At 38.4% G+C, this 16,664-nt stretch carries 15 protein-coding genes; all 15 read right to left on the reverse strand.

The genetic code is table 11. The features are described from left to right. Positions 1 to 16: 16 nt before the first annotated feature. Positions 17 to 1,018: a glycosyltransferase family 2 protein gene (locus tag Q7V32_RS16760; protein WP_304898128.1), complete on the reverse strand. Its 1,002-nt coding sequence runs from the start codon at positions 1,016 to 1,018 to the stop codon at positions 17 to 19. Continuing rightward, positions 1,015 to 2,025, reverse strand: a complete 1,011-nt coding sequence (locus Q7V32_RS16765) for a glycosyltransferase family 2 protein (RefSeq protein WP_304898129.1) — start codon at positions 2,023 to 2,025, stop codon at positions 1,015 to 1,017. Before Q7V32_RS16765 ends, Q7V32_RS16760 begins: the two co-directional genes overlap by 4 nt. Positions 2,026 to 2,031: 6 nt before the next feature. After that, positions 2,032 to 3,048, reverse strand: coding sequence for a class I SAM-dependent methyltransferase (locus Q7V32_RS16770; protein WP_304898130.1), 1,017 nt, complete (start codon positions 3,046 to 3,048; stop codon positions 2,032 to 2,034). Beyond that, entirely contained in the window at positions 3,045 to 4,310 is a 1,266-nt protein-coding gene (locus tag Q7V32_RS16775) for an ABC transporter ATP-binding protein (RefSeq protein WP_304898131.1), read from the reverse strand. Before Q7V32_RS16775 ends, Q7V32_RS16770 begins: the two co-directional genes overlap by 4 nt. A gap of 135 nt (positions 4,311 to 4,445) precedes the next feature. After that, positions 4,446 to 4,730 carry a DUF2887 domain-containing protein gene (locus tag Q7V32_RS20865; RefSeq protein WP_370691475.1) on the reverse strand — a complete coding sequence of 95 codons (285 nt, stop codon included), beginning with the start codon at positions 4,728 to 4,730 and terminating at the stop codon, positions 4,446 to 4,448. Further along, complete coding sequence (locus Q7V32_RS16780; protein WP_304898132.1) at positions 4,720 to 5,538, reverse strand: ABC transporter permease; 819 nt, start codon at positions 5,536 to 5,538, stop codon at positions 4,720 to 4,722. Before Q7V32_RS16780 ends, Q7V32_RS20865 begins: the two co-directional genes overlap by 11 nt. 88 nt (positions 5,539 to 5,626) lie before the next feature. Beyond that, positions 5,627 to 6,217 carry a tetratricopeptide repeat protein gene (locus Q7V32_RS16785; RefSeq protein ID WP_304898133.1) on the reverse strand — a complete coding sequence of 197 codons (591 nt, stop codon included), beginning with the start codon at positions 6,215 to 6,217 and terminating at the stop codon, positions 5,627 to 5,629. A 31-nt stretch (positions 6,218 to 6,248) separates the two neighbouring features. Continuing rightward, positions 6,249 to 7,139: a hypothetical protein gene (locus Q7V32_RS16790; protein ID WP_304898134.1), complete on the reverse strand. Its 891-nt coding sequence runs from the start codon at positions 7,137 to 7,139 to the stop codon at positions 6,249 to 6,251. Between the two features lie 94 nt (positions 7,140 to 7,233). Beyond that, a complete protein-coding gene (locus tag Q7V32_RS16795; protein WP_304898135.1) occupies positions 7,234 to 8,214 on the reverse strand; it encodes a glycosyltransferase in 981 nt (326 codons plus the stop codon). A 1-nt stretch (position 8,215) separates the two neighbouring features. Then, positions 8,216 to 9,457 (reverse strand): glycosyltransferase family 4 protein, encoded by a 1,242-nt coding sequence (locus Q7V32_RS16800; protein ID WP_304898136.1) that lies wholly within the window; start codon positions 9,455 to 9,457, stop codon positions 8,216 to 8,218. A gap of 103 nt (positions 9,458 to 9,560) precedes the next feature. Further along, a complete protein-coding gene (locus Q7V32_RS16805) occupies positions 9,561 to 10,499 on the reverse strand; it encodes a glycosyltransferase (RefSeq protein WP_304898137.1) in 939 nt (312 codons plus the stop codon). A gap of 512 nt (positions 10,500 to 11,011) precedes the next feature. Then, positions 11,012 to 12,694 (reverse strand): hypothetical protein, encoded by a 1,683-nt coding sequence (locus Q7V32_RS16810; RefSeq protein WP_304898138.1) that lies wholly within the window; start codon positions 12,692 to 12,694, stop codon positions 11,012 to 11,014. Further along, the gene (locus Q7V32_RS16815; protein WP_304898139.1) at positions 12,695 to 13,315 is read right to left on the reverse strand and encodes a hypothetical protein; all 621 of its coding nucleotides are present in this window, start codon (positions 13,313 to 13,315) and stop codon (positions 12,695 to 12,697) included. Next, on the reverse strand, positions 13,312 to 14,190 hold the full coding sequence (locus Q7V32_RS16820) for an exosortase/archaeosortase family protein (RefSeq protein WP_304898140.1): 879 nt from the start codon (positions 14,188 to 14,190) through the stop codon (positions 13,312 to 13,314). The genes Q7V32_RS16815 and Q7V32_RS16820 overlap by 4 nt, the downstream gene beginning before the upstream one ends. Before the next feature lie 739 nt (positions 14,191 to 14,929). Next, positions 14,930 to 16,645: a proline--tRNA ligase gene (locus Q7V32_RS16825; protein ID WP_304898141.1), complete on the reverse strand. Its 1,716-nt coding sequence runs from the start codon at positions 16,643 to 16,645 to the stop codon at positions 14,930 to 14,932. Positions 16,646 to 16,664 lie beyond the last annotated feature (19 nt).

Consider the following 16,664-nt stretch of genomic DNA (forward strand, 5'->3'; position numbering starts at 1 on the left):
TTCTATCAAAATCCGTTCAGTTGTTTTTATGAGTCGTCACTTTATAAGTTTTATTTAACATTCTGATGCTGTCAGGGCAATCTCCAAACTGCCTAAAAAAATAATCCATAATGCCTCTGCGTTTAGCACGCAAATTTGGATTAAACCAATTAGTTTTAAAATCAACGACTGCCCAGGCTAATGATTTTAAAAAGGGTGTTTTTTCAGAACTATAAATAGAAAAGTGAGGAAATAATGAAAATATTGAACTAATTATTAGGCGAAAAAAATCATTCAAAGGTATGTTCTTTTCTGCCCACAGTAAGCGATTGCGAAAATCAAAGTATTCTCGTAATGGAGAATCTTCTCCATCAAACGATACACCGACTTTATGCCATACATAAGCTGCAGGAACTTGTTGGCATCCATAACCTACTCTTTTTGCTCTTAAACACCAATCTGATTCTTCCCAAACAAGAAAAAAACGGGCGTCTAATAACCCGATGGACTTGGCCACTTCAGAACGAAAAAAAAGTGCTGCGCCACAAGCATAATCAGTTTTAGTATAAAGATTTTCAGGTATTTTTTGATCTTGGTAGGGATAATCAAAAGTCAGTGTTTGGGGGTTCCATTTTGCACCAGCAAACCAGATAATTTTAGGGTTATCCATATATAACAAAGTTGCGCCAAAAACACCTACATTTGGATTATTGTCTGCAGCTAATTCAAGCTCATTCAGTAAATCAGAATCTACAATAGTGTCATTGTTGAGTAATAAAATATATTCTGCATTCTTTTCAAGAGCATATCGAATACCTACGTTGTTACCCTCAGCGTACCCTAAATTCTGACCCGTTTGTATAACTTTCAAGTCAGGATAATAGGCACGAAATACATCTTCCGAACCATCAGTTGAGCCATTATCAACGACAATAACTTCATAATTAATGTAATTCAGTTTTTTTAAAGAATTAAGACAGGCAAGTGTATCTTCTTTGCCATTCCAGTTAAGTATGACTAAATATATTAAACTTCTCATTGGTAAAACCACCAAAAATTCTTCTTTATCCAGCCTTTTAATTTTAAAGGCATTATATGGATTGAATTTTCGAGTTTTGGATATACATTTGCCAACTCATTCCAACTTAATAATTCATTATTATTTATTTCTAACTTTTGTAGCTCTCTAGCTCGATTTTTAACCCAATGAGCTTTTTTGGCAAATTCTTTTTTAAGATTTCTTTTGTTTCCAAAAATAGTATGAGTTTCATGAAGAATTGAGAAATAAGGATTATAAGTAAACTCGTGAAGTAACAATAATGGATCTAGTTCATCGGCACGAAATAATTTTTGATTTGAATTCATAAAACTGGTTGCTTGGGTATGCACTCTAAAATCAACTAAATATTCTGGAACCACAGTCACACCCTCATTCAGTCCAACCCTAATCCAATATTCAAGATCACATAATTGGTTAAATAGAGGATTAAAAAGCCCATATTCTAAAAATATAGATTTATGAATTAAAGTGCTCGTGGGTTCCCCTATAAAATTACTAGAATAGGATAAAACAGTTTTAGCAAAATGTTGTTTGTCAATATTATTTGAACTATCGAATACATCTTGTAAGGAGATAAAGCTTTCGTACACTTCTTTAGTTTTAGTATCCGTATCACTCTCGAAGATAAAATTTCTCCAACATACTATGAACTTTGAATTATCATTAGTTGAATTCATTAATAACTCAAGACAATTGGGGTGGATTATGTCATCTTGAAAAACAAATTTTATCCAATCGCCTTTGGCTAATTCAATACATTTGTTCCAATTACCAACAAGCCCCAAGTTTTTGTCGTTTTGAAAAACATTTATTCGATTATCTTTTTCACTAAAACTTTTTACTATTTCAAGTGTATTATCTGAAGACTGATCGTCAACTATGATCACTTCAAAGTTAGTATACGATTGATTTAAAACTGCATTTAAAGTTTCCTCTAAATAATGTTCGCCATTATATGTTGGAATGCAAATGCTAACTTTAGACATGTGTAATTAATTTGTTTTATTCTTTTTCTTAAAAAAGAAACATGCTCGTCCGGCTTTATTTTCTTTATTAACTCTTTTAGCCATATTTTTAAAGTTATCGATTTCCTCTGGAGTAAAAATCTGATTATCAAAATTTAGCCAATAAGAGTTTGGTGCCGTAAGAGGAATATTCCTTGAGTATTGTTCACTCCCATAAAATTCGAGATCGAGTGAATCTGGAATGTATTTATAGAGTTCCAAGCCAACTTGTTTGCCAAGCAACTCGATACTTTCTCTTGAGTGGAGGTATAGATGGCGTGGTGCATCCATTTCTACCCAATTAGTTCCATATTGTTCCCATACATAGGATGAAACTATTGGAATACGAACTAGAATTACACCATCTGGAGCTAGCAAATTAGAAGCGGAAATTAAAGCATTTCTTTGATTAGGAATGTGTTCAAGAGAATGATGCATGGTGATTAGATCAAACTTACCTTCTATATCACTTATTTCTTTTTTATATATTATTATTCCATGCTCGTTTAAATCACTTTTTATAAATGGATCAGCCCCATAAAGGTTGTGAAATCCCATTATCCTTAGACTTTCTAGCCAAGTTGACCAGCTACCGCAACCTATATCTAGAAATTTAGCATCAAAATCTTTGATTTCTGCTTGTTTTAAAATCGTTGTTACAAGTAAAACTTGATCGACACATAAGTAAGGCATTTCAATAAATTTAGAAATTATTTTGTTTAATTTATAGCCTTGATTAAACAGTGCATTTCTGAATCTTTGTTTAATAAGATAATCAAATAGTTTTGATCTTTTTTTGTCTCGGGAAATACTTAACGAATAGTAATTAGGAGGGTAAAATCGTCCTAAATCGTTAGGGATATGTCTTATTTGTAAACAACCACATGAGGTGCATTGAAAATATTCAAATTCCTCCCTAGTACCAAACATCATTTCATAGCCAACATATATTGGGTGATAATCTTCAGTATTACAGATACCACAAATATTAGGTGAGCTACTCATAATTTTTGTGTCTCTTTAGAATTGAAGTCTATCATTTGGCAGTCCTTAATATTATCTGAGCACCAATTTGCATCTAATGCAAAGAACCCATCTCTTATAGTAATAGGTATTTTTCCTATAACTTGAAAATGTTTTAAGCTTTCACCATAAAAAATTGTTCCTGCCGCTTGACCGGCAGTTATGCCAAATCGGATTGAATAGATACCTGGCAATAGTGGTAATCGGTTTACTTGGCATGATATTTCATGGTTTCCAGGTGGGATAGTCGAAATAGATAGTTGTTCTTCACTGTTATGTGTAGTTAAGTAAAGAAAGTCAGTGGTATGAAATCCAAAGCCGAATGTAACATTTTCTAACTCTTGAAGTACATGGATTCTAAAGTGGATCGAACAATTTTGATCATACGTAAGACAATTTACTCTATGACCAAGTTGATCTAAAAAATGTATATCCACCAATTCAATTTCACCACTACCAATAGCACTGCTCTGAGCGTGATCAATGTTGGTTTTTATTTCTCTATCATTCTTTTCATAAAACATGTCGCACACTGTTTTTGGTTCGCCATCTGTGTCGATCTGTCCATGATCAAGTAAGATTACTCGACTACACAAACGTTGGACTTGTCTTATGTTGTGGCTTACTAACAATACAGTTTTCCCTTGTCTTTTAATCATGTCTTCCATGCGATCAAAACATTTTCGCTGAAATGCCAAATCCCCCACCGCTAAGACTTCATCAATGATCAAAATATCTGCATCCATGCTGGTAGCGATCGAAAACCCCAGCTTGACTGTCATACCCGAACTGTAACGCTTAACTGGTGTGTCAATAAATTGTTCCAGATTAGAAAAGTCGATAATTTCATCCAGCTTTTGTCGAACAATCTTTTTCGGTATGCCCAATATTGCGGCATTCAAAAAAATATTTTCCCTTCCGGTCAGTTCCGGATTGACGCCAGCACCGACTTCGATCAATGGCGCAACGCTACCTCTGACAATCACTTCACCTTTGGTTGGTTTGCTTATATTTGCCAAGTGTTTAAGTAAAGTGCTTTTGCCAGCGCCATTATGCCCGATGATGCCGACCACTTCGCCTTCTTCGATATGGAAGTTGATATTATCAAGTGCTTTAAACTGTTCTCGTTTTTGCACAGGGCGAAATGTTAATCGTCTTAATGTGTTTAATGCAGTTTCTTTTAGACTGGTCAAATGACCGAGCTGATATTCTTTTGTCAGATAATTAACTTCTATAATCGGCATGGTTTTTTGGATATTAAGTGTTTTGTCGTATTGATAAATAACGAAAAGCCTAAATTAAGCTTCATGACTTTGGGTATTGGTCAGCTTAAGTCTTAAACCGTTTTGTTAGTCAGTCGTCCAGATCATGAGCTTTTTTCATTTCGAATAGATGGTCGGCCAGACTTTCAAGTTGCTCGATGTTAAGTTATTTAAAGCTGTCAATTGTTTGAGGAGAAATTGTGCTGAGGCTGGTGTAATAATGCCATCGAAACGAAAAGTAGCTTTTTTTATTTCTTCGGAACGAAAGTCATATTTTTCACTTTCGTCATAGTTCAGGTCTGCTATCAACAATACCAGCTTTGGAGCATTTTTAAATAGCCGGTAAAAGGGACTCTGCCTGTTCTCATCTTTTAGATACAATGTCCTGTTATCAAATAACATCTGCAAACCAGTTTTCCGCGCGTTTAAAATACCAGTAGCTAAAGGGCAGAATGACAATAGTCAGTATGGCACCGGGGTATAATGTATCGAAATCAGGCGGCAGGCCTTTGAGCATCACGTTTTGAAATGCATCAATTATCCCTGCCATGGGATTTAATGTGTAAAGCGTATAAAGTCTCTCAGACCATTCCCCAGCGGCTTGCTCTACGATCAGTTTTTTATGCACGAGGCTTAGCGGGTAAATAACGGGTGAGCCGTACATTAAAAGCGAAAGGGCAACAGGAAGGGCCTGAGATACATCGCGGTAATATACATTTAACGCGGCACCAAAAAAACTGATCGTCAGTGCAACGATCATTGTGTAAAACACAATAGCAGGCACCCAAAAAGCATAAATAGTTGGCATCATCTTATAATAAACCATCATGCCGGCTAGTATCACGAAACTAATAGCCAATTCAACTAACTTGGTAGCCATGGCGGTCAGAGGGAATACTTCACGTGGGAAGTAAATTTTTTTTATTAATGCTGCGTTTGATGTGACGCTGTTGACGCCCTCGGATGCAGATTCCTGAAAAAAAACCCAAGGTAAAAGTGCTGCGAAAGTGAGAATAGGGTAGGGTACATCGCCGCTTTCTATGCCGACGAAGCTTCTAACCAGGGTAAAAATCATCATCAGCATTAAGGGTTTTAAAACAGCCCACAAAATACCTAGATAGGCCTGTTTATAGCGGATGACGATGTTTTTCCAGGCCAGTGCGGCAATGAGTTCCCGGTATTGAAAAATATTTTTTGTTGACGATGCCATTAATTCATCACTTATAAATGTAATAGATTTGATCTGGTTTTATAAATAAATCAAGGTAAATCCAAGACAGAAAATATTGCTGTAAGATTTATTTTTTTAATATTTTTGAAACTTTTTCTTTTTTTAATAATAGTTTTTTGGACCGTGGGTCCTGTTTTAAGCCTTTCTCAATAATATCATTAGCTTCGTCATACTGTTTTAATTTGATATAAACATCCGCCAATCCCGCATAAGCTTTTGTATATTTTTGGTTGATTTTGATCGATTGGGAATAGGCATCTATGGCTTCCCTATAGCTATCTCCATAAAAATAGGTTAGTCCTGTTTCACACCATAAGAAGGGTCGTAGTGGAAAATTTGGGTCTTTTTCGAGGTTTAATGTATAGAGAAATCCTTTAGTGATTGCCTTGAAGCAATTACTTTTATCTCTACCGCTATAATTGAAACATATTGGTCTTCTGACTAATGATTCACACGGGTGATTAAGATAAGCAGAACTAAAGTTTACTTTGTAGTTTTTATATCTCGGATTCGTACCACAAAAAGGGGGTAAGTTTCTTGCTTCAGGTTGCTCAGTCCACTCGCCCTTAGCTCCTAATGCCGCCTCCCAAGGAGCAGCTTGAATATGCATTGAAAATACAAAAATACTTACAGTAATAGTGAATTGATATAACCTCATGAATGAGCCTCCCAAAAAGATTTTCGATTATTTAACGCAGACTATTTATGACTGTTTTGGCATCAGTCAGGTAATTAGTATGTTTTAGCTTTCCGACATAATGGAGCATACAAGCATTTTCAAGCGACTTAGGATCTGCGCTATCTTTAATTGCCAAGTATTTGAGCGGGTTTAATAGCGTTGACCGCTCTTTTAATAAAAAGGCGTAAATATTTTGCTCAAGGCCCCATACCTGACTGATTTTATTTAAGACCTGAGTTATATGAATAATGTGATCAAGCGGTTGACTTTCGTTAAATCCAATAAAACCTGAGCAATAATCAATCTCTTTAAGTGCTGTACCTAGTTGGCTATTTAAAAGTGGTAGTTGGGCTTCAAAAGCTTTATTTGCATTGCTAACTTGATGGTAAAACGGCTTTGAGTGTTTTGTTTCTATCCAGTCGATGACTTCAGTTGGCTGCTTTAGAAACAGGATGTCTGAATCCGCTACAATTCTTCTTCCTTCAAATAAAAGATTGACATCAATCAGTTTTAAAAAACTGACATCTTTCTTTCTCATTTCAAACAACTCGTTATTTAGTTGCGAGTTAATTCTTTTGTCCGCATCCTGTCTGAGCAAAATATCGATACCGGGAATATGGTGTTTAAATTTTGCAATATCCTGTGTAGTTAAGCTGCCATCGTCTTGAAGCGTAATTCGAATGGAATTATAGAATATTAAAAATGATTTTATTGCCAAGATACATATATTTACATCTCTATGGCAAACTAATGTTAAATAGTTGACATCACTGGCGGGATTACATGCCACCGGATTAGTTTTTAAAATATGGCGAAAAATAAAATTCGAATGCTCATTTAGGAAATTCGTTTTGCTTTGAAATCTCCAAGGGAGTTTGCTGTGAAAATTTATATTAAACATACGACCTGATCAAAAATGTAATGTCGGTCTAAATAAAAAATCGTTTACTTCGTATGTATGAGAAGTCATTAGTAATAGAAATGGTCCGAATTGTTTATCTAGGTGTTTTTAGCTTCTTAAGAACAACATTCGAAAGCTTAGGATAAATGAGCTTATGAAATCTATTCTCTCCAACGAAATGTAAAAATTTCGCATTGTCTGCTAAGTGTGCATTAGCATGGGTAAAAACAAAATAATCCTCAAGAGGCAAAGAAACCGCGCCTTTAGAGCATAATATAAGCCCATGCGTTGTCTGCTCTGCCCCCCAACGAAAGATTTTATCGCCGAATTTCTCATAGAGTAATTTGAACAATTCTTCGAGCTCGGAGAAGTTGATTGTCCCAGAGTCATAGCCGATGAACCCTGAGCAAAAACCTTGTTGGATAGTATAGTTTTTATTTAACGATTTATTGATATCATCCAAATCATCGATAATTAATGTTTGTATGTGGACATCTTGTAATTTGGCATAATTAGCTATCTCAAATTCTTTTTCGACTTTCATTTTTCCCCGAGGAGCCATGTGATACCAAGGGTTTCCGCCATTTATAATCCAATCAATAATTTCTTTCGGTTCTTTTAAAAATAAGGTATCTGTATCAAGAATAATTATTCTTTCTGATTGGTTAAAAAGAGTCGTGTCGAATAACTTTAAGTAGCTGGTATAACTACCTCTTACCTTTGATAAAAAAGGATTATTTAATTTTTCAAATTCCGCATTAGCAAAAGCTCTGTCTATTAATCTGCAATTAGGCAAATGAATTTTTATAAGGCGCTTATCTTCATCAAGGAGACTTCCGTCATCATGAATAACTACAGATACATCTGAGTGATAATAGAGTAAAGATTTAATGGCAAAAAGATAGGCGTAAAGATAACGATGGGGAACGGCAGAATGAATCTCAGTTTTGGCGTTGGGATTGGTCTCTATAGACGCGGTCTTAGCTATTCTTCCAAATAGAAGCTTATCTCCATAGGTATTTAAAAATGGATTAATACCTCTAAATCGCCAAGGAACTAAATTAGATAAATTCATTTTAATTTTCACTTTTAATGTTATGCAGAAATTTTAGATAGATATTTTGTACTTGATTAACATGTTCTTCTACAGAAAACGTTTTTAATGCCTTTTCTCTCGCTGCCCGGCCAAGCTTTTCCCTTAATTTGGGATTACTGTATAAAGTAAAAATCTTTTCTGCAAGATCACTTGAGTTTTTTGGAGAAAACAATAAACCTGTACGGTTGTGTTCCATCATTTCTGCAGCTCCGCCATGGTTAGGTCCTATTAATGGCCTCCCCAATATCATGCTTTCAATAACAACAGTACCAAGAGGTTCAGGGCTTGTAGATGCAGATACTACAACATCCAAACCGTTATAAATAACAGGCATGTCTGTAAGGTGTCCAGTAAAAATTACTACATCTTCTAAATTCTCTTGTTTGACGCGCTCTTTTAGTGAATTTTCATAGCTAATACAATCATCAGGTGTTCCTCCGATTATGAGCATTTTGAGATTAGGTATTTTATCTTTGAGTTCTTTGGTGGCATCTATAAAAATATTCTGTCCTTTCCACGGCATAAGCAGTCCTACCAAGCCGACCACAAAGTGATCCTTCAATAGATTAAATTTATCCCTAAAAGGCTGGCCGCTGATATCTGGAGAAAGTTTTTCCAATTCAAGACCGTCATAAATTACCGTTATTTTATCGGCGGAGATATCCAGTTTAGATCTCATACTTTCTGCTATCCAATGGGATACCGGTATAAAATGGTCTGGGAGACTAAAGGTATATTTCATTAACCGGGAGCCATATTGATCGCCTCGAACATGACTAATAGTATGAATCTTTAAGATTTTTCCAACTAGCAGGGCTGCGCGGTTACAGAGTGGTTCATTATTAGTGTGAATAAGATCAGCTTTAAATCGCCACGCAGTCCAGAGAAGTTGGAAAAAGAATGGTAGAAAATTTGCAATATCGTCAGTTCTAGCAAGAATTTGATTGATTATGAATCTAGCTCCAGGCATCTTGTCTGGCCAAATTGCAAGGTCCACTTTTTGATGGGCGCCAACAATATCAAAATGTCTATCGGCGATATATTTCCATAAAGCTTCCTCGGCAATTTCCTCGTAGAGAGGGGAGGTTCTTCCTGTGACAACTAGAGCTTTGTAACGGCTTTTATCTATATTTCTGACCAAGTGCCTTAGACATATAATGGCACCCCCATAACCGATGCCATTTTCAACATACAGAATATTTTTTTTTATTTTTTCACTCACTGCTGCTGGCCCGGTATATTTGAAATCAATTCTGATTATAGCTGTAAATTACATTTCAAAGACTTATAATCTAGAAGAATCCTATGAAATTTTAGTCAAATATTTATTTAACGCTCTTAATCAGAGAGATTAATATTTTTGGCAGATATGAACTGCAATAATAAATAGCGGCTCGTTTATTTATTTTGGCTTTTAAGCTCGATTTCAATTTGACTTTAGCCTTGTCGTATCGACCTTGGCTAAAATACCAGTAACCTAAATCTGCCAAGCGCTGGGCGAGGAGTAAGTCCGGATCGAGTCCTTGTTTTTTTAGTTCTGCCGAGCATGTATTTTTTATGGAAGTCATAACTTTTACCAAATCTGATAGCATGTTCTCAGTCATTTGAGTGGCATTATTACCATGCTGCCGCCGCAGCATTAAAACCTCCGAAAGACACGTAATTGGGTATTTAGCCGAAATCTTTGCCCATAGCTCTAAATCCTCACCAAAGCGAATTTTTTCGTTGAACAAACCTGCAGATATGAGTGTATTACGGTGAACTAAAACCGTTCCTGTTGGAATAAAGTTTTTATTCAGTAATGAAGATAGAGCATTTATTAAAGGTTGTCCGTTCAAATTCTTAAAAAAATCACGTTGGCTGTTTTTAGCTAAAACCGAAGCAGTAATAATATGATCATTTGTATCAATTTCTGTCATATCCCCGGCAATAAGTTTCAGAGAAGGTGACCTATCAAGTGTCTTCAGCTGTAAATCAATTTTATCTGGTGTCCATTGATCATCGGCGTCAAGGAATGCAATCCAGTCCCCTTTAGCCTTTTGTATGCCAAAATTTCTTGCTGCCGAAGGACCTTGGTTAAGTTGTTTAAAATACCGGATGTTGGGATCATTTAGATTACTGATTATTTCTTCAGTATTATCCATGGATCCATCATCAATGACGATAATTTCATCCACGGTTCGGCTTTGTTTCTTAATACTACTTATAGCGTCCTGAATAAAGAGAGCGCTGTTATAAGCAGGAATTACGGCACTGATCTTCATTATTTTTTACAAGTCACGTTTTTGGGATTTAGAAACTCAATAAGAGACTTCTAGATAAGAGGTTTAAACTGTAAAGTTAAAATAAATCATTTATGACAATTGAGCCTCAGGCGTTTTAATCCTCCTTTTTTCAGTTCTTGGCGGACTGTGGGCAAAGGGTGAATCAGTTTATCCATAAGGTCTGCATGATATTCGCGCTTTGTCCACAGATCGAGCACGCCATGGTTTCTAGACGCAGTGGACTTCATACGGTGTTGCGTAATTCAAGCTTCGATCAGGCCTTATTTCGTTATAAAACTAAAGCGGGGTGGACTTTTAGCTCCACCTGCCAAAGCTTGTAGTAACTACCCCAATCATCAGTAATAATAACTGACAAATGGTCAATTCGAGGATCGGGTAATTTCGAAAAATGATCTATAAAACAAGGCGTCATTTGCTTTATTACAAAAAGTACTACTTTAATCTCATAATATATTATTTTTTAATATGTTTGCCCTGGCACCTTCCGGTAATTAGACAGTTTTTCGGTCAGACAGGAGTACTATTTTGAGTAAATTATCGAAAGCGTGCTGATCATCAAAGTCGTAGTGACTTAATGCAAAGTCCCATCGTGAATCTCCTTCTTCGGTTGCGCCAGATATGTCTGTCATAATTTCTGGATCAAGATAATGTGGAAGTACTTCTGACTTGGTAGATGTAAAAGCTGCATAGTATCTTTTCGTTCCACCGATTCCGGAAAGAACCTTTTTATTGGAATGAACTAAGCCAGGTTTGTTTGAAAGCCAGGCGATTTTATGTTGTATCGAACCATGGTGTGCCAAGTAGACGTCAATAAAACGAGAATAAATAACGCTTTGAAAAATCGGTTTACCGACGAAGAAACGTACTTCAATGGAAACATCTAAAAGATCCCTGATTTTTTGTGCTACCACTTCTTCATTGGCAATAACGTTTGTAACCTTATTATTTATAATATCTTCTCCATAGGGAATAGCATAACCATCAACAACCAAAGCAAAATTTGGGTAAATTTTTTTAAATTTATTAGCAATGTTGGCTATTCCTTCCGCTTGCATATGCCAACTACGGTTACCTGTCCGAATAGTCGCCCACAATATAGGCCAGTGTTTCGCCCTGAAATCCTGCGCATCTTTTAAATAATATGGGACAGTGTTATCAATTGCGACTCTATAAATCCTATCCATGATCTCATCGGTTACTATTGTTCCGCCAGGTCTAATCACAAACAAATTTTTCTCTAGAACAAAATCAACGATTTCCGAGTTGGATAGTCTCAAATATTGATTTTTTTCGAACTCAGGGAAAAGTTGGTCGATTGGTCCCATTGGTTCATTTGTAATTAAAAGGCTATCGATGAGATCCCCATATTCCTTTGTAGCGATCTTGCTTAAACCCGTTAATGTATTCCATATGTGGTGGGCAAAGTGATATTGATCCAGCAATGCATAAATGCCGGGAATAGTCTGATTTGTAAGATAACCAAATATTTTTTTATAATCTGAAATCAGATAGGCTCTAAATTGATCAATTTCCCATCGACCAAGCCATGCCCAATCGTTGTCGCCCAATAGAATTATGGTTTGCACATCTGGCATATACAGAAAGGTCTTGATATAACCCATTCCAGCGCGCCCTACTGCAAGATAAAAAGGATGTTCTTGTCCAATGAAGCGATAAAAAACCGATCCACCTGCTTCAGGCAACAGAGAACGGTCCGAGTGCAAAGTTACACCTGTTCTTGGGCAAATAGCCTTTATAAACCGATTTTTAATTGTTTGTAGTTGGAACGTTCTATCGTAATTGTCCTTCTCCTGATAAGCAGGGATATCGTTTAAGTTTTCTCCCGTTAATGGAAGCTTGTTTGCCTCAATGTATTCAATGAATATTGAATTTCTTTTAATGAACTCAGCATCATCGTGCGTCATATTGACGGGATCAATTACTCTATAAGTAGAGTTTCTTAAAAGCGAGTCTCTTATGCTTGGCTTATTTAGTAAAAAGGAGGGCAATATACTGCTTATTTTATTAAGCTTGATTTGTGATAGTTGCTTCTCAATATAAAGATACTGTCGATATTCATTTTGGGCAAATCTGGGTAAATGGCGAATTGCTAATAAAAACAAAGCCAAAGTTTTGTTTAGCACATTTTTGATAAGAGTTGGAATTTTTTTCATTTATTTTGCACTCTCAACAAATTTATGTATTGCCTTTAACAAAACCCCCGCACTTTGTGTTTGTTGAAACGGCAACTTATCTTGGCTGTAGCCATCCGAAACATAGAACAAAGTCATTGGTTTTTTAGGGCTGACTAACAGCTCCAACGTATCTTTAATTTGATGTTTAATAGGGTTTTCTATAAATTGACCATCATACCAAAGCACATAAGCCGCCAAGCCTGGCTTATTGTTGTTGCGTAACACATTCACCGGTATTTTTTGGTCACCCTCAAGCCATTGAACGCCCTCTCTGACCATATTGTTTCCGTAAGATAGCGCTAATTCCGGGTGATGATACAAGCGCTTATGATCAAATGACTTGCCTACGAATAAGCGGATAACTTGCCCGGTCTCATCGGTGTACATTCGCTCCATCCAGTCATGACAATTAAAGGTTTCCTTTCCCCATATTGCAAGTCGGCTTGATGGTTTAGAAACGAAGTTATCTAAAGTGGTGGGGATGTTCTCGACCGGCGCATCGTCTTTTGCTTGCAGTCCCAGGTAATTGTGGATCACGGTCGGTATCAAGGCCACCAGTAACAAACCAATGACGGGTAATGAATAACGAGGCGCTATCATGGATGCGGCTCGTTCGTCAGATTTTCGGGCTCCCTGGGATTTTGGCCCAGCATAAAAATAATCGGCAATGCGATCATGAAGGTCATCAATCCTGAAATTTCGTGGGCAGCAGTGGCCAGCACATCCAATCCTATCCAATTGACCAGCAGTGTCAGTATCAGCACACGGGCAATATTGACCGCAATAGCCAGTGGGGCTGCAATAATCAGTAAAAGAATTCTGCGTTTCGTGCTATTGCAAAAATAAGCGGTCAGTATCGCTATCGTGACAGCCGCATAGAGGGTGGAAAAGCCGCTGCAGGCATCTGCAACCTGTAAAGTCCCATTTTCTACCTGAAGTATGGTGCCGGTCGAGTAAACAGGAACGCCCAGTATTTTAAGCAACCAAGCGACTGACTTTGTGGCGATGATACGCAGTCCCATGTGAAGCGACTCAGTAAATACAAGCGGTATAGGCAAGGTTAACATCAGGATAATCAGCGGAAAAAGAATGGCTTTGCTGCGTTCCAGTCCCAGAAACAACAAGGCTAAGCCGGGCAGTGACATAAAAAATGCAAATGCTGAGAGCAATTGCGAATTCAGTCCTGTGTCCAGCATGTGAATGATTAAGGCTGGAATCAGTATCGCAAACCCCCAGGCACTGGTTTGTTGGGGTAAGTCTTTGCGTTTTATGAGTTCTTCTCTGACCAGATAAATGACTAACAAGGTTACGAGTATGCCGTGACCATTTTGCCAAACGCTCATCGTCCAGCGCCCCCATAACCAGGAAAGGGTAGGCGCAAAAACCAAAACGAAGAGGGTCGCTGCAAACCCTAATAGCCATCGGTCGCTACTTGAGTATTGCGATTGAAGCGGAATTTGTGTGTCAGTGATCATAAACGACCTGTTTGTGTTTGCTATCAATTATTCTATTTGTTAAATACGAAAAGAATATTACCTGTTTTGTGATTATTCAGCGTTGGGTTGAATGCTTTTCGCAACTCAACAATTAGCGCCATAATTTTGAAATGTCCTGATTATAAAGATGTTTCAGCTATATATTCGGACGCGTCATTCCGGCAGGGATTGCCGGAATCCAGGTCACATGGATAGCTCGGAGCTTACCATCCATGGCACTGGATGCCCGTTTCCCGACGGGCATGACGGGCGCTTATGGATTTAGCTGAAACAGCTTGCTAATCAGGTGAAATGTTGGGTTGGCTGTCGCCAACCGCAACCTACACGTTACATCACTTTTGTTTTGTTGCTCCGTCAGAGCTAATTTTACTGACTACCCTTATCTTCACTGGATGATGGTCCTAAATTTAGCACAGACTGAGTTTAATCGCTGGATAGTGAAAAAATATCGGGAAAAACATTACCTCTAAACGTCGTTATCGACACCCCTCTATTTATGCGCGAATGCAGAAGGTGGGGCAGTAGCATAGGGTTGATAGAGGTCCAGAAGCCATGTATGGTGTCGGACTTTCACATCCTTGTGACCTGGATCCCGGCAATCCCTGCCGGGATGACGGCGTTAAAGTTCTTTCAACTACTAACGCTAAAATAGCTTTTTTTAAGGGGGGATTTTTGGCGAAATCCTTTTTGTTGTTCGCCGACCCAATGCTCTTCCAAGTTAACCGGCAATTTTCTTTTTAAGCCAGTCGACCAAGCCATCCATCGGAACTTCGATACTGGCCTGATCGGTTCGACCCTGATATTCGACGTGTCCTGAATCCAGGCCGCGATCGCCGATGACTATGCGATACGGTATACCTATCAGTTCCATATCCGAAAACATAAAGCCGGCTCTGACTTTGCGGTCGTCGAATAACACTTCGATACCTGCCGCAAGCAAATCTTGATACAACGCTTCTGCTGTTTCGCGCAGGCGTTCTGATTTATGCATGTTCATCGGGCACAACGCTACTTGAAACGGGGCTAAATTTACCGGCCAAATGATGCCTTTGTCATCGTGGTTTTGCTCGATAGTCGCAGCGACAATACGGGAAATGCCGATGCCGTAGCAGCCCATGATCATGGTTTGATTTTTCCCGGCTTCATTGATGATGGAAGCTTTCATCGCTTCGCTGTATTTGGTGCCTAATTGAAAAATATGGCCCACTTCAATGCCGCGCGCAATGGTTATTGATCCATGACCATCCGGACTCGGGTCGCCTTCACAAATCATTCTCAAATCAGCGATTGTTTCAGGTAGCGGAAGATCTCTTTCCCAGTTGACACCTTGATAATGTTTGTCGTCTTGATTAGCACCACAGATAAAATCAGACATCGCTATCACGCTACGATCCGCAATGATCTTCATGCTCAGATTGATGGGGCCGATGGAGCCAGGATTGCAGCCACAGGATTTGTTAATCTGTTCGTCAGTCGCCATTTCCATTGGACTTAAAACACCCGGAATCTTTTGTGCTTTAACGGTATTCAGTTCGTGGTCGCCCCTGATCAGTAAGGCGAATAAACTGCCTTCTTCCTCACCTTTGACAATGAGTGTTTTAAGGCATTGTGAGGCGGGCACATTGAAAAAGCGACTGACTTCCTCAATGGTTTTTTGCTGGGGCGTATCAATTAATGCCAAGGCTTGAGAGGGCGGGTTTCTGGGTTCAGCTGGGGCAAGCGCCTCTGCTTTTTCAACGTTTGCGGCATACTGGCTTTCAGTTGAAAAGGCGATGGCGTCTTCACCTGAATCGGCTAAGACGTGAAATTCATGAGATACCGCACCGCCAATGGATCCGGAATCGGCGATAACGGCTCTAAAGCCTAAGCCCAAACGTTTAAACAGGTTGGTGTAGGCCTGATACATTTGATCATAAGTCTCCTGCAACGAGGCTTCATCCAAATGAAAGGAATAGGCATCTTTCATGACAAACTCGCGTGAGCGCATTACCCCGAATCTCGGCCTGATTTCATCTCTGAACTTGGTTTGAATCTGGTAATAAGTAATGGGCAATTGCTTGTAGCTTTTTATTTCATTACGGGCCAGATCGGTAATGATTTCTTCATGCGTGGGTCCCAGACAGAAATCGCGTTGGTGTCGGTCTTTAAGTCTGGCTAATTCGGGTCCGTATTTTTCCCAGCGTCCGGTTTCCTGCCACAATTCGGCCGGTTGCAGTGCGGGCATCAAAACTTCAAGTGCTCCGGCTTTTTCCATTTCCTCACGGGTATATTGCTCGACTTTGCGCATAACGCGCAGACCCAACGGTAACCAGGAGTACAAACCAGCGGCTAATTTGCGAATCAGACCCGCTCTGATCATCAGTTTATGACTGATGATTTCTGCATCCGCAGGTGTTTCTTTTACAGTATTCAGTGGAAATTGTGATGTGCGCATTTCGTTGAGGGATTTTTAA

Source organism: Methylicorpusculum sp. (assembly GCF_030651835.1).
Classification (GTDB): Bacteria; Pseudomonadota; Gammaproteobacteria; order Methylococcales; family Methylomonadaceae; genus Methylicorpusculum.

Coding starts and splice junctions, on each gene's coding strand:
- Q7V32_RS16760 (WP_304898128.1), bottom strand. CDS start 1,018: ATGAGAAGTTTAATATATTTAGTCATACTTAACTGGAATGGCAAAGAA.
- Q7V32_RS16765 (WP_304898129.1), bottom strand. CDS start 2,025: ATGTCTAAAGTTAGCATTTGCATTCCAACATATAATGGCGAACATTAT.
- Q7V32_RS16770 (WP_304898130.1), bottom strand. CDS start 3,048: ATGAGTAGCTCACCTAATATTTGTGGTATCTGTAATACTGAAGATTAT.
- Q7V32_RS16775 (WP_304898131.1), bottom strand. CDS start 4,310: ATGCCGATTATAGAAGTTAATTATCTGACAAAAGAATATCAGCTCGGT.
- Q7V32_RS20865 (WP_370691475.1), bottom strand. CDS start 4,730: ATGTTATTTGATAACAGGACATTGTATCTAAAAGATGAGAACAGGCAG.
- Q7V32_RS16780 (WP_304898132.1), bottom strand. CDS start 5,538: ATGGCATCGTCAACAAAAAATATTTTTCAATACCGGGAACTCATTGCC.
- Q7V32_RS16785 (WP_304898133.1), bottom strand. CDS start 6,217: ATGAGGTTATATCAATTCACTATTACTGTAAGTATTTTTGTATTTTCA.
- Q7V32_RS16790 (WP_304898134.1), bottom strand. CDS start 7,139: ATGTTTAATATAAATTTTCACAGCAAACTCCCTTGGAGATTTCAAAGC.
- Q7V32_RS16795 (WP_304898135.1), bottom strand. CDS start 8,214: ATGAATTTATCTAATTTAGTTCCTTGGCGATTTAGAGGTATTAATCCA.
- Q7V32_RS16805 (WP_304898137.1), bottom strand. CDS start 10,499: ATGAAGATCAGTGCCGTAATTCCTGCTTATAACAGCGCTCTCTTTATT.
- Q7V32_RS16810 (WP_304898138.1), bottom strand. CDS start 12,694: ATGAAAAAAATTCCAACTCTTATCAAAAATGTGCTAAACAAAACTTTG.
- Q7V32_RS16815 (WP_304898139.1), bottom strand. CDS start 13,315: ATGATAGCGCCTCGTTATTCATTACCCGTCATTGGTTTGTTACTGGTG.
- Q7V32_RS16820 (WP_304898140.1), bottom strand. CDS start 14,190: ATGATCACTGACACACAAATTCCGCTTCAATCGCAATACTCAAGTAGC.
- Q7V32_RS16825 (WP_304898141.1), bottom strand. CDS start 16,645: ATGCGCACATCACAATTTCCACTGAATACTGTAAAAGAAACACCTGCG.